Origin of the sequence: Asticcacaulis sp. AC460 (assembly GCF_000495795.1) — a bacterium.
Taxonomy (GTDB): Bacteria; Pseudomonadota; Alphaproteobacteria; order Caulobacterales; family Caulobacteraceae; genus Asticcacaulis.
The window spans coordinates 1-13,883 of the sequence record NZ_AWGD01000040.1 but is presented as its reverse complement, the minus strand read 5'-3'; the positions used below and the strand labels follow the sequence as shown (position 1 = coordinate 13,883).

Genomic DNA, 13,883 nt, shown 5'->3' with positions numbered 1-13,883 from the left:
GCTCAGCCGGAACGGCGCAGCCACAACACCATGGCCCAGGCATAGCCCTCGTTCTTCAGCCGTTTGATGACTTCCAGCGGCGGCAGCCAGACCAGTTCGTGGTCATTCTCGGTCTTGCCGGCGGGTTTGTGCGCAACCAGTTCGACTTCGAAGAAATGGCAGCGGTTGTTGTACGGCGTACCGTCGTCATGAATGAAATAGTGGTCGATTTCGGTCACCTGGCGCCCGACCGTCACCTCCAGGCCCGTTTCTTCCATGAATTCGCGCCTGACCGCCTGTTCCGCCGTTTCGCCCGGATCGAGCGCACCGCCGGGCAAGTCGTAGGTGAATTTCGCATAGCCGATCTGGGCGCAGGCGATCCTGCCGTCGTGCAGCAGGATACCATAGGCGCCGACGCGGGGTTTGTAGGTCAGGCCGGCATCGCGGGCGCCGAACTGCTTGATGTCGGTCATATCAACCCGCGCCGCCGTGCAGGGTCAGGTACGGATCGGCCACCTTGTTGCCGACAAAGTCGTCATAGGTCGCCTTGGGCCAGCCAACCTGCATGGTCTTGGAATCGCGCCAGGCGTCCAGGATGACGTCGCGCAGGTCCGATGCCCCCTGCCCCAGTTGCTGCTTCATGAAGTCGCGGCCTCGCGGGTCGCCCGGCTTGAACCCACCGGCCTTTTCCAGTTCGTACAGCGGCACGACCAGGGCGTGGCTCTTCAGCATCCGCTTGGCGAAGCACTTTTCCGGGCCGTCGGTACAGGGTCCGTATGGCGCCATGGCGCCACGGACATCGGCGGCCGAGATGTTGGCGTCGACAAAGGCGTTTTCCAGCGGCACGTGGATCTTTTCCAGGGTGTAACCGTTAGGGTTGGCGAATTCCTCGCCCCAGCCGTTGTAGTGGATGCTCATATGCAGCGGCTGGGTCGTGTCGCCGACATAGTGGGCCAGGACGCCGATATCGCGCTTGATCAGGCTCTCGCGGCGGATGCGGTCGGCGCGGTACCACGCCTTCTTCGCCTTGTCGGTCTCGCGCGTTTCCAGCAGGTTCAGCACGCGCCAGTAGGCGAAGTCCTTGACCACCTGCTGGTAGCCGTCGACCAGGGCATAGGGCAGATAGCCCGATTTCCAGATCTTCTGTTCCTTGGCATTCAGGCTGATCTCATAATCGGCACGCGTCTTGGGCAGTTCGTACAGGGTCTGGCCGGCCAGGGTCTTGCCCTCGTCGTCGAGGTCGATGAAGTGGGCGGCATTGCGTTCGCTGTCGTGGACGAAACCGGAATCGCGCCAGCGGTCGGGTTCGTTGGCGTATTCGCCGATGTCGGCAATGGCTTCGGGGCTGCGCAGGAAGGCCGGGGTATAGTCCGGCAAGGCGCGGATGGCCTCTTCGCCGATAAAGCGGTGACCGGCGGAACCCCAGGCCAGGGCAGCGGTCGCAATCGCTGCGCCGGCGACGACCGACAGCAACAAGGTTTTCAGCTTAACAGCTTTCAGCTTCATCTCTTCACCCGATCCATGCGCCGTGTTTTCGGGGCTTATACGTGAACCCAAACCGTTTCCGGCGCAACGCTTTTTGCAGCGCAATGACGGCAAATTCGAGGTCACCGTTATGGGCCGGAATGTTAATATCTTTGGTGCAGGCTGGACCGCATTATCGTACCGCGTCCGAAAGAACCCGCCATGATACCCATAGAGGCTGCCATCGACTGGCCCCGCCTGAGCCGCCGGCTGGGGCTTGCGGTGTGCCTGATCGGGGTCATCTCCCTGGTGGGCTGGCAGACCGATCTGGTCCAGTTGCGCTCGCTGCTGCCCGGCCTTTTGGCCATGCAACCGCCGACGGCCGTATGTCTGGTCCTGCTGAGCCTCGCCCTGGTGCAGCCATCTCTGCCCCGCCCCGTTACGCTTGCGATATGCGTGCTCACAGGCCTTTGGAGCCTGGCCTTTCTGGCGGAATATCTCACCGGCACCACGACCGCCCTGGACACCCTGTTGTTCGGTGACAAGGTGTTAGGCCAGGCCGTCCTCCCCAGCCATCCCGGCCGCATGGCGGAAGGCACCTCGCTGGGGCTCGCGCTATTGTCCGGTTTGCTTCTGGTTCAGAGACAATTTCCGGGCCGGCTGCCCGCCGGCCTTCATGGCCTGATCGCCTGCGTCCCGGCCGCTATCGGTGGCATTTCGCTCCTCGCCTACCTGCTGGGCATAAAAAGCGTCCGTGGCGTCGTCGGCTATACCGACATCGCTTTGCACACGGCGATCTGCCTGTGCCTGCTGTCGGTCGCTATCATAGCCTTGCGCCCGGATGCGGCGCCTCTGCGCGTCCTGACTCAAAACAGCGCGACCGGCCAACTGATGCGCCGCATCCTGCTAACCGTCCTGGCGCTACCGCCGGTACTGGGTTGGATTGCACTGCAGGCCTCACACCTGAACCTTGTCACAACCGACTTTCGCCTGGTCTTGACCATCGCCGGCACCATGATCGGACTGATTGTCCTGGCAGTGGTCTCAGCCCGCCGGATGAGCGAGAGCGAAACCCGACTCGAGGCCGAACGGCTGCGCGCCCAGGCCAGCGAGGCCCAGTTCCACAACCTTATCGCCAATGCCCACCAGGCCATCGTCACGTCGGACGAACATGGCCGCGTCGCCAGTTGGAACCAGCAGGCAGAGGCGGTGTTCGGCTGGACCGAGGCCGACGCTATTGGGCGCCGCATGGCCGACCTGATCATTCCGGAACGCTTCCGCGCCGGGCATGAGGCTGGCATGGCGCGCTTCCTTGCCACCGGTGAGCCCCGCGTCATCGGCCAGCGCATAGAATTGCCTGCCCTGCATCGCAACGGCACCGAGGTCACCATCGAAATGGCGCTCAGCGCCACCCGCAGTGCCTCCGGCTGGCAGTTTACGGCCATGATGCACGACATTACCGAACGCCTGGCCCAGACCCAGCTGTTCGAGGCGGCCTTCCACCATGCCCCGATCGGAGTTGCCCTGGTCGGACTGGATGGCCGTTTTCTTAAGGTGAACCGTGCCTTCTGCCACCTTCTCGACCTGGATCGCGAAGTCCTTTTGGCTGCCGACTTCCAGCAGATCACCCATCCCGACGACCTCGACCGCGACCTCGAACACCTGCAGCAACTCAAGGCCGGCGCCATTGCCTCGTACCAGATGGACAAGCGGTATCTGCGCGCCAACGGCGGGATCGTCTGGGTGAACCTGTCGGTATCGATGGTGCGCGACGAAACCGGCGCGCCCAAACACTATATCGCCCAGGTCCAGGACCTGACTGAACGCATGGAGGCCGAAGCCCGCTACCAGTTGATGGCCGAGAATTCGACCGACATGATCGTCATCTGCGACCAGAACCTGAAGCGCAGCTTCGTCTCGGCCGCCGTGCGCGAACTGCGCGGCGTCAGCCCCGCCGAAGCCCTGGAATTCCGGCCCGAAGACTATATGCATCCCGACGACATGGCCGAGGTCGTCTCTACCTTCCGCCGTGTGTCGGAAGGCGAGTCGGGCCTGCGGGTGCGCTGGCGCTGCCTGAACCAGGTGACCGGCGCCTGGACCTGGGTCGAGTCCAGTCCATCCCTCATGCGTAACGGCGACGAAGCCGCACCGACGTTCGTCGACGTGGTGCGCGACATTACCTGTCAGGTCGTCCAGGAACGGCAACTGGAAGCCGCAACCGAAGCCGCCGAGGCCGCCGCCCGCGCCAAGGCCGACTTCACCGCCAATATGAGCCACGAAATCCGCACGCCCCTGACCGTGATGATCGGCTTCTCCAGCCTGCTGACCGAACGCACCGACATGCCGGACGACGCCCTGCGCTACGCCCAACGCATTTCGACCGCCAGCAATGCCCTGCTGTCGCTGGTCAACGACATCCTCGACTTCTCCAAGCTTGAGGCCGGCCAGTTCGAGACCAAGCCGCGCGCCACCGAAATCGTGGAAATGTCGCGCGAACTGTTCCTGATGATGCAGGCCCAGGCGTCAAACAAGGGGCTGGAGCTGTGTTTCGAAGCCGACGACAAGGTGCCCGGCTCGGTCTTCATGGACCCCCAGGCCTATCGCCAGGTCCTGCTCAACCTGATCGGCAACGCCATCAAGTTCACCGACACCGGCAGCGTCACGCTGAAGCTGGGCTACGACGATAACCAGCTTCAGGTGCATGTGGTCGACACCGGCCCCGGCATGGACGAGGCCGGCCAGGCCAAGCTGTTCCAGCGGTTTTCACAGGTGGACGGATCTTCGACGCGCAAGCACGGCGGTACGGGCCTGGGCCTGGCCATCTGCCGCGGACTGGTCGACGCCATGGGCGGCGACATCGGCGTCACCAGCACCCTGGGCCAGGGCGCCGACTTCCACGTCGCCCTGCCCGCTCCCGCCCTGGCCGACGGCGCGGCCTTCGAATTCGACGACGACCTGCCCGACCTGGGCGGGCTGCGCGTGCTGGTGGTCGACGACAATGCCGTCAACCGCGAACTGGCGCGCGCCATCCTGGAACGGTCGGATGCCGAGGTCGTTGAGGCCGAGGACGGTTCCGCAGGTGTTCTGATGGCCGGCATCTATCCGGTCGACGTCATCCTGATGGACATCCGCATGCCGGGCATGGACGGCACCATGGCCGCCCAGCGCATCCGCGCCGAAGCGGGTCCGAACCGGGATACGCCCATCCTGGCCTTCACGGCCAATGGCAACGACCTGTACAACCCGGCCGATTTCGACGGCCTGGTTGCCAAGCCGATCACACCTGCAGCCTTGGTGAATGCCATCGCCGATGCCGCCAACTTCGCGCATGCCGGCGACAGGGAGCGGTCGCTGAGCGCCTGACCTACCAGACCTTTACACGATCTTCCGTCTTCAGATACTGCTTCTGCTCCGGCGTGACCTTGAAAGCCTCATACCACGCATCGAGATTGCGCACCGTGTCACCACGATACTCATCGGGCGCATGGCCGTCGGTCAGGATCTGCTGGCGCAGGGCGGCTTCTCGGGTCTTGTCGCGCCAGCTCTGGGCAAAGGCGAGGAAGAAGCGCTGGTCACCGGTCAGACCATTCCTGACCTCATCCGGTTTGCCGCCCAGCGACATCTTGTAAGCGTCGTAGGCCGCGGCCAGGCCGGCAACATCGGCGATATTCTCCCCCAACACCTGCTGGCCGTTCAGGCACAGGTCGGTGTATGGACAATAGGCGTCATACTGTTTCGCCAGGGCGGCACCGGCCGCCTGGAAGTGCTTCAGATCCTCCTCCGTCCACCAGTTGGCCAACCGCCCTTCGGCGTCGAACATGGCGCCGGTATCGTCGAAGCTGTGGGAGATTTCGTGGCCAATGGTGGCGCCGATAGCGCCGTAATTATAGGCGGCGTCGGCGCTCGGGTCGAAATAGGGCGACTGCAGGATGGCGGCCGGGAAGTTCAGCGCATTGGCCATCGGCAGGTTGACGGCATTGACCGTCTGGGGCGTCATCACCCACTCATAGTGGTCCGGCGCCTTGCCCAGCTTGGCCAGGTTGCGGTTGTATTCGAACAACTCGGCGCGCTGCATATTGCCCACGGGATCGCCGCGCACCACCTGAAGGCCGCTGTAATCGATCCACTTATCCGGATAGCCGACCCCGACCTTTAATGTGCCCAGCTTGGCCAGTGCCTTGGCCTTCGTATCCGGCGACATCCAGGTCAGGTTCTCGACACGGACACGATAGGCGGCGATTTCGTTATCGACCATCTCCTGGATCTTGGCCTTGGCCTCGGGCGGGAAATGGCGTTCGACATAGAGCTGGCCGACCGCCTCGCCCAGGGCGCCGTTGGTCGCAGAGATGGCGCGCTTCCAGCGGTCGCGCATCTTGGGTGTCCCCTGCAAAGCGGTGCCGTAGAAGGCGAAGACCTCGTTGTAGAACGCCTTGGGCAGGACGGCGGCGTAATGGTCAAGTTGGCGATAGCGCAGATAGTCCTTCCACACCTCCAGCGGCTGCGAACCGACCAGGGCCGCCTCGCCGGTAACGGCGGTCGGCTGCCAGATAATGAAGTCGCTCTGCCCATCCATGCTCGCCGCCTTGAAATAGGCGTCCCAGTCCAGTCCCGGCGCCTTGGCGGCGAATTCGGCCCGCTTCCACGGATTGTTGGCCTTGGGGACATTTCCGGTATCCAGCCGTGAGGCATGGGTCTTCGCGATCTCGGTCTCCAGCGCCAGGATCCGGACAGCCTTGGCTTCGGCGTCCGGCACATTGGCCAGGGTCAGCATGGTGGCGATATGCTGCTGGTAGCGCGTGCGCAGGCTGACCATCTTCTCGGACGGGTCGAGATAATAGTCGCGGTCGGGCATGCCCAACCCGCCCTGCATGATGTAGGCGACGACATGATCGGGATTTTCGAAGCCCTGCTGCGCCCAGAAGCCGAACAGGTTATCGGTGTAAAGGTCGGTGGCGTTCAGCGCATCGACATCGGCGCGCAGGTGGCTGCCGAAATAGGCGGCAAGGCTGGTCTTATCCTTGATACCGTCGATGGCGGCGAACTCGGCGGCCAGGGGCTGCAAGCCCTGGGTTTCGATGGCGGCCTCATCCATGAAGGACGCATAGTAGTCGCCGACCTTCTGGGCGTTCGATCCCGCCGCGGCGTGACTGGCGGCGGCATCCTGGATCAGGACGCGCACCTGCTCGCTGGTCTTTTCGACCAGGACAGCGGACGGGCCGTAAGATGACCGGTCGGCCGGTATCTCGGTCTTATCGATCCAGGTGCCGTTGGCATAGCGGTAGAAGTCGTCACCGGGCTTCACCGAAGCGTCAATGCCCTGCAGGTCGACGTCATGGCCGGGTTCGGCAAACGCCGTTCCGGTCAGAAGGGTGGAAAGTACCAGTACCAGAGCGGTTGAGCTGCGCAGCGACATGGGTCGGCCTCACGGGAAAAGAATGTCTCTGACGAAATCATCTCCCTCGGCGCGGCAGCGTCAAGTTACAGAATAGCAATGTTCATGCCCGCCATAAAGTCCGTCATGGAAAATATGTAAATATTTACATAGTTACGCACACGCTGGCCCCGAAAGATTTTTGACGGTCCCCGCCGGAGGGGCTACCCCCTCAACGCCCTGAGCTGCAGATGATGCATATAGGCGCTGACATCCATCAAGGCCGTCGCCAGGGCGGTCTTGACCTTTTCCAAGCGGCCCGCCGCGCCTTCGGCGTCGCCCTTTTCGGCCTCTCCGGCCACGGCCGCCAGGTGATTGGCGCCGATCCCGGCCGCAGCCCCCTTCAAGGTATGGGCGGCGTCGCGCCAGCCCTCATGGCCGGTATCGAGCAAGGGCGCCCACAGTTCGCTCTGTTGCTGGAACAGGCGCAGAACCTCCTCCATGACCACGGCGTCATCGAGGGTATAGGCCTCAAGATGCGCAAAATCGACCGCGCCCGTAACATCCCGCAAAGCCATGATTGCCTCTTTCGCTTCCGCTCTCGCAAACGGCTTAGACTGATTCCATCTTATCGAATCTGCACAAGTTCGCGCGGCTTTCCTTATCGCCTTCGTGGCAGCAAGGTCTAGACTGGACGCAGGGCGGTGGGAGTTCAGAGTGCTTGCAGACTATAGCCATGAAATCCTGTCCTGGGTCGAAACCGGCGCCATCAAACCGGAAGACGCCCGACGATGCCTGATGCGCACCCTGCCGATCCTCTATGACGGTGTGATCCAGCCCAGTCTTCTGGCACGGGTGATCGCCTATATCGAGCGCGTGCTGGTCCTGCTGGAACGGGGTGCCATTACGGTCACAAGCGCGAGAGAGGATATCGCCGCACTTTTGGAGGCCGCAGTCGACAGCGACGTCGACAGGCTAATCGCCTTGCTCGGCTTGATAGGCCGCCGCACCGAATCCGCACCTTCACAGTCGTGACGGATCCTCTTCTTTAGTCTCAACCAGAAAGCCGTCCGCGAAATCCGGCCGCGTCCCGACCCCCAGGTCGTGAAGCTGCATTCGCACGTCGTCTATGGCCTCCGCCCGCGTTTCGCACGACGACGACAGCGTAACGGTACGGGGCGACCCATCGAACTGAAGCTTCAGCAGATAGCCGGAAATGGTTTTCTCGGTAGCGACGACCCGTACGGATGAACTCATGGCCCCGGTCCAAATTACGCAATTTGAGACAATTCTGGCAGTGCGCCTGTAAAGAAGAAATGCGATTTCATCCCACGCCGGGAAGCGTAGCCACATACCACGCAATCATTACACCGCACCGCAACATAAGCAGACGGATATAAAACCCATTTTAAAAATAAAAACACGATAAATACTTGGGGCAAAACCAGTCAAACCCCGGCCTGCAGATGCGGTTTAAACATATGTAAGGAATTATGGCTATCTTACGACTATGTTACTTTCCGGACTGCGTAACAATTTAGTCCAATGGGCGCGATGCCGCCGCGGCAATACAACAGTGATTGCCGCGCTTTGTGCTGCTCCGATCCTTTACCTCATTACCGCCACCATCGATCATTCGTCCATGGTCAACGACCGTTACAGCCTGCAGTCGGCCGCGGACGCCGGCGCGTTGATGGGCGCCTCGCGGCTCGCGCTCGGCAGCGACGAACTGGTCGCCGGTTCCGCCGAGGCCGCGGCGCGGCAACTCGTCGAAAACATGCGCGATCCGGTCACCTTCGAAATCACCATCGACCGCAGCACCGGCGCCGTGACGGTCGTCGGACGCAGCCAGCACTCGCCCCTGATCGGCATACCCGACGGCACCCCCAAGCCGATCAGCGCCAGGGCCACCGCCGAAGGCCTGCTCAAGACGCCTTTGTGCATTCTACAGACCGGCAGCGAAGAGATGAAACTCAACGACCAGGCCGTCATCCGCGCCGGCGGATGCATGGTCCACAGCAACCAAAACGTTGCGGTTGCCAACGGAGCCTTCCTGCAGGCTGCACATACCCAAGCTGTCGGCACCGTGAAAGGTCCCGTTTCACCGCAAGGCCATAGCGGCGCTATGGCTATCGAAGACCCCTTCCTGGCGATGAATTTGGCGCCCCCAACGGCCTGCACCGGCAAGGCTCAAAAGATCGAGGTTGTCACCGCCTCTGTTTTGACCCTCCCGCCAGGCGTCCACTGCAGCTATTACAAGATCGACAAGAATGCCACCCTGATACTGCAACCTGGTGAACACTGGTTTATGGATCAACTGGAAACCAAGCAGAATGCCATCATCCGGGGGGATGACGTGGTTCTGATTTTCGGCTCGGGTAAATCGGTAAAGTTCAACGACACCTCCTCGGTCCAGATTACAGCGCGCAAGACAGGTCAGTTCGCCGGCTTCTTAATGGTTACGACGCGCGACAACAATGAAAAATTCGTCTTTGCTTCCAGCAACGTCAGCGAACTGCTGGGGACGATCTACATCCCCAATGCCGAACTTGAAGTCGAAACCGCCGGACAGGTCGCCGAAGACTCCGCGTGGAGCATCATCGTCGCCAAGACCATTACGCTGAAGAAGAATCCGGTCATGGTCATCAACACCCGCTACAGCGGATCGGGCGTCCCGGTCCCGTCCGGCGTCGGCCCCGCGGGCTCACCACGCCTCACGCGCTGACCCCGCCGCGTCGCCATTTGTATGAAGAATTTGCGACAACCTTTTGCGTTGCAACATTTTTTGGCGACGCACGCAGGGTCTTGAGGTGTTAGGATCGCCCGGCGATTCGGGCTAATCAGCACGGGACCGTCACGCGACCATCCTCCACCTGAAGGATGCGCAGTGGCCGGTGTCCTATTATCTCTCGTCGCCAAGCCAAGGGGGCGAAGCTGTGGAAACCGATAGCCTGTCCAGCCTGATCGACACGGTCTATGACGCCGCCGTCGACGACAAGATCATACCAAGGCTGGCCGAACGCCTGGCCCGTTTCGCCCAGGCGCAGACGGCGGCCATAACCCTGCATGCCTGCGATACGCGCGAATTCGCCATCGTACGGGATTATTTTGTCGCGGCCTCCGGCATCGATTTCGCCGGCCACTTTCTGACCCAGGACTTCTGGATCCAGGCGGAACACCATGTCGCCACCTTGCCGGCTCAGGGTTCCCCCCTTGAAGGTCCAGCCTTCCACGACATCTACGACCGCTTCTACCGCCCCCATGCCGACGCTTCTGTATTGGGTCTGGGCGCCCTGATCGCCACGCCGCACGGCGTGCTGTCCTGCGCCATCAGCCGCCCCTTAAGCGCCCGCCCCTTTACCGCTGGCGATTCCGCCCGCCTCCAGGCCCTGATCCCCCACCTGCAGCGCATGCATGTCATGCGCTGGCAGATGCAGCGGCTTGAATCCCGGTCCGAAGTCGCGCGCGCTGCCCTGGACCATTTCGCCTATCCAACCCTCATCGTGACACCCGACCGGACGATCGTCCTGGCCAATGCCGCCGCCGGGGACGCCCTTGCGCGCCGCGAAGGCCTGTTCGAACAAAAGGGCCGCCTGTGCGCCCTGCAATCCGAGGACAACAAGCGCCTTGTCGACTCCCTCCAGGCCGCCCTTCACGGCGATGGCCAGGATGCCGAGGTCTGCCAGATCAGCGGCGGCGATGGCCGCGGAACGCGCGTCATCCTGTCCGCTATGACCGACCGCAAGACGGCCTTTGTCATCATCGACGATCCGGCAACCCCGCGCCCCCTTAGCGCCAAGATCTCGCAACTCTACGGCCTCAGCGCCGCTGAAACCGCCCTCACCGAGGCCCTGATGCGTGGCGAAACGCCAGAAGATTTTGCCCAAGCCCGCAATGTCCGCATCACCACCGTACGCTCGCAACTGTCATCGGTCCTGCGCAAGACCGAGACCGAACGCCAGGCCCAGCTGATCGCCAGCTTCAGCCGATTGCCGTCACTCAAGACTCAATTCTGAGGCGAAGATTTATTGAAGCGAGTCCTTCATGTGCAGGATGCGCAAGGCGGAATCGAGCGCCTAAAAATCAAAAATCTATAAGAAATACCCGTTTGATTCGCGTGTTGCGTGATCCGGCGGGACAGGGATGATTTTTGTTTGCGCCTCAATGTCCGCCGCCTCGGCAGAACGAATCGCGCCCCCTCGACTCCGTCGGCGGGCGCACAGTCGCAGCTCTCCTTTTTTCTGCATTTAAACGTTTCTCAACCGGACGGGCGCAGAGGTGATGCTGCGCTCCCATCCAAAGCCCTGCGCCACGCCTGTGGCGCCCAGCATCTTGTCGGCCTTCAGGCAAATATGCCGCTCGCTGCGTAACCCTCTGGTCTCCGTGAAGGCGATCAAGGCTTCAGTTCCTGCCGGCAACGGCACCGCGTCCCATCTTCCCGGCCACGCCTGACCTCGTCACGCCGGCCTATTCACCCCATCGACCGCGCCCACCATCCGTGGCGCTGCAAAAAAATGCCCCGAGGAGGACACTATGAGCGATCCTGATGTACCTAACGATTCGACAACCGGCGCCGAAATCGATCTCGGCGAAACCTACCTGGGCGCGTTCGAGGATCTTAATGACCTTGACTGGATCAAGATCGTCATCGATACGGACGGAACCTACAATTTCTCGCTGACCGTTTCGGACGTTGGTGGCGATACCGCGAACCTCTGGCTTCTCGACGAAGAAGGCAATACAGTCGCTTTTGACTCCTCCACGGCTTCGGCGGCAACCCTTTCCCAAACGCTCGTCGCCGGAACCTATTATCTGCAGGTCGGAGATGGCGAGGGCCTGGAAGGCAGCTACAGCCTGAGCGCCAGCGACGCGAACTCCGCCCCGACCTTCAGCACCCAGGACACATTGACCGGGGTTAACGAAGGCACCAATGCCCAGTATTCCCTCCTGGATCTGCTTGGCAACGCCACCGACGCCGATGATGACGAACTGGACATCACGGGCCCGATCAATGTCACCGCCAACTTCGGCGATGATATCGTCATCGGCACCGCGTCACGCGTGGACGACACCTTCACCATCACCCTGAATGACGCCGACTATAACGGCGATGTCTATCTCGCCTACACCGTGACCGACGGCAAGGCAAACGTCGCGGGTACGGCAACCTATAACGTCGCCGCTGTCAATGACGCGCCGACGGGAACGCCTTCGGGCACGATCGACGCCGGCACCGAAGACACCACCCAGGTCATCCTGGAGTCGACTCTGCTGGCCGGCTTCTCGGACGAAGAAAATGACACCCTGTCCGTTTCGTCGATCAGCGTCGACCACGGCTCCTTCACTGGGGCGGCCGGCGGCTGGACCTATTTGCCGGAAGCCGATTATAACGGCCTGGTCACCATCACCTATGACGTCTATGACGGCCAGGACACCCTCCCCGGCCAGACTCTTACCTTCAACCTGAGCGCCGTCAATGATGCGCCGACGGGAACGCCTTCGGGTACGATCGACGGGGGCACCGAAGATACTCAGCAGACCATCATGGAATCGACTCTGCTGCAAGGCTTCTCGGATGTCGAAAACAATACCCTCACCGTCACCGATATCAGCGCCGATCACGGCAAGCTGTCGACTGTCTCCGGCGGTTGGACCTTTACGCCTGAAGAGGACTACAATGGCGATGTCATCGTCACCTATACCGTCTTTGACGGCAAGGACAGCCTGACCGAGCAGACCCTCACCTTCTCCTTAAGCGCCGTCAACGATGCGCCGACCGGCACGCCGACCGGCGACATTACCGACGGCACCGAAGACACCACCCAGGTCATCCTGGAATCGACCCTGCTGCAGGGCTTCACGGATGAGGAAAGCAATACCCTGTCCGTTTCGGCCATCTCGGCCGACCACGGCACCTTCACCGCGACCGATGGCGGCTGGACCTATAACCCGCAATCCAACTACAACGGCGATGTCATCGTCACCTATACCGTGTTCGACGGCAAGGACAGCCTGACCGACCAGACCCTCACCTTCTCGCTGAGCGCCGTCAATGATGCGCCGACCGGCACGCCTTCGGGCACGATCGACGGTGGTACCGAAGACACCACTCAGGTCATCCTGGAATCGACCCTGCTGGCCGGCTTCTCCGACGTCGAGAGCAACCCCCTGTCCGTTTCGTCGATCAGCGCCGACCACGGCACCTTCACCGCGACCGACGGCGGCTGGACCTATAATCCGCAATCCAACTACAATGGCGATGTCATCGTCACCTATACCGTGTTTGACGGCAAGGACAGCCTGAGCGGCCAGACCCGTACCTTCAACCTGAGCGCCGTCAATGACGCGCCGACCGGCACGGCTTCGGGCACGATCGACGCCGGCACTGAGGACACCACCCAGGTCATCCTGGAAACGACCCTGCTGACCGGCTTCTCCGACGTCGACAGCTCCCTGTCCGTTTCGTCCATCAGCGCCAATCACGGTTCCTTCACGGCGACCGACGGCGGCTGGACCTTCACGCCGGACGCCAACTATCACGGTTCAGTCACCGTCACCTACACGGTCACCGACGGCAAGAACAACCTCACCAACCAGACCCGCAGCTTCTCGCTGGCCTCGGTCAACGACGCCGGTCCGGTCCTGACCACGGCCCAGGCGACCCTGGCCATGGGCAAGCTGAACACCGCTTACACCTTTACCGCGGCGCAACTGCTGCAGGGCTTCACCGACGTTGACAACGACGAACTGAGCATCAGCGGCGCCGTCACGGCGACCCACGGCACCGTCACCGATCTGGGCGGCGGCAATTACAGCTTCGCGCCGACCACCGGCTATATCGGCAAGGTCGCCTTCACCTTCGCGGTCACCGACGGCTTCGTCACCACGGCCGGCAACCAGAAGACCTGGATCCTCAGCGACACCGCCCTTCTGGCCACCACCTTCAATCCGCTGACCCAGGGCGCGGTCAACAACATCACCGCCGGCGAGCAGAACTCGTCGTCCGTGGCGCACCTGACCGGCGGCGGCTATGTCGTCACCTGGACCGGCACCGACCTGAGCGGCAGCA

Annotated in this window: 11 protein-coding genes; 5 read left to right on the top strand and 6 right to left on the bottom strand. The window is 62.0% G+C overall.

Features of this window, described 5'->3' with window-relative positions:
- Window positions 1-2: 2 nt before the first annotated feature.
- Window positions 3-452, bottom strand: a complete 450-nt coding sequence (locus ABAC460_RS45605) for an NUDIX domain-containing protein (RefSeq protein ID WP_023455571.1) — start codon at window positions 450-452, stop codon at window positions 3-5.
- 1 nt (window position 453) lies between these two features.
- On the bottom strand, window positions 454-1,485 hold the full coding sequence (locus tag ABAC460_RS45600) for a hypothetical protein (RefSeq protein ID WP_023455570.1): 1,032 nt from the start codon (window positions 1,483-1,485) through the stop codon (window positions 454-456).
- A gap of 180 nt (window positions 1,486-1,665) precedes the next feature.
- Between ABAC460_RS45600 and ABAC460_RS48665 the strand changes: the two genes are divergently transcribed.
- Window positions 1,666-4,806: a PAS domain S-box protein gene (locus ABAC460_RS48665; RefSeq protein WP_023455569.1), complete on the top strand. Its 3,141-nt coding sequence runs from the start codon at window positions 1,666-1,668 to the stop codon at window positions 4,804-4,806.
- Between the two features lies 1 nt (window position 4,807).
- On the opposite strand, the gene ABAC460_RS45595 is transcribed toward ABAC460_RS48665, so the two are convergent.
- Both ABAC460_RS45595 and ABAC460_RS45590 read right to left on the bottom strand, forming a co-directional pair.
- Window positions 4,808-6,856: a M13 family metallopeptidase gene (locus ABAC460_RS45595; protein ID WP_023455568.1), complete on the bottom strand. Its 2,049-nt coding sequence runs from the start codon at window positions 6,854-6,856 to the stop codon at window positions 4,808-4,810.
- Between the two features lie 182 nt (window positions 6,857-7,038).
- Window positions 7,039-7,392, bottom strand: coding sequence for an Hpt domain-containing protein (locus ABAC460_RS45590; RefSeq protein ID WP_023455567.1), 354 nt, complete (start codon window positions 7,390-7,392; stop codon window positions 7,039-7,041).
- A gap of 139 nt (window positions 7,393-7,531) precedes the next feature.
- On the opposite strand from ABAC460_RS45590, the gene ABAC460_RS45585 reads away from it, so the two are divergent.
- Window positions 7,532-7,849: a hypothetical protein gene (locus ABAC460_RS45585; protein ID WP_023455566.1), complete on the top strand. Its 318-nt coding sequence runs from the start codon at window positions 7,532-7,534 to the stop codon at window positions 7,847-7,849.
- Here the strand turns inward: ABAC460_RS45585 and ABAC460_RS45580 are convergent.
- Window positions 7,838-8,071: a hypothetical protein gene (locus ABAC460_RS45580; RefSeq protein WP_155914753.1), complete on the bottom strand. Its 234-nt coding sequence runs from the start codon at window positions 8,069-8,071 to the stop codon at window positions 7,838-7,840. The two genes, ABAC460_RS45585 and ABAC460_RS45580, sit on opposite strands and share 12 nt — an antisense overlap.
- Window positions 8,072-8,390: 319 nt before the next feature.
- Here ABAC460_RS45580 and ABAC460_RS45575 point away from each other — a divergent pair, with 319 nt between their 5' ends.
- Both ABAC460_RS45575 and ABAC460_RS45570 read left to right on the top strand, forming a co-directional pair.
- Window positions 8,391-9,539: a TadE/TadG family type IV pilus assembly protein gene (locus ABAC460_RS45575; protein ID WP_023455564.1), complete on the top strand. Its 1,149-nt coding sequence runs from the start codon at window positions 8,391-8,393 to the stop codon at window positions 9,537-9,539.
- A gap of 211 nt (window positions 9,540-9,750) precedes the next feature.
- A complete protein-coding gene (locus ABAC460_RS45570; RefSeq protein WP_023455563.1) occupies window positions 9,751-10,830 on the top strand; it encodes a helix-turn-helix transcriptional regulator in 1,080 nt (359 codons plus the stop codon).
- Between the two features lie 231 nt (window positions 10,831-11,061).
- On the opposite strand, the gene ABAC460_RS50015 is transcribed toward ABAC460_RS45570, so the two are convergent.
- Entirely contained in the window at window positions 11,062-11,211 is a 150-nt protein-coding gene (locus ABAC460_RS50015; RefSeq protein ID WP_023455562.1) for a hypothetical protein, read from the bottom strand.
- A gap of 136 nt (window positions 11,212-11,347) precedes the next feature.
- Here ABAC460_RS50015 and ABAC460_RS45565 point away from each other — a divergent pair.
- Window positions 11,348-13,883, top strand: a 2,536-nt coding sequence (locus tag ABAC460_RS45565) for a cadherin-like domain-containing protein (protein ID WP_023455561.1), incomplete at its 3' end; no start/stop codon positions are given.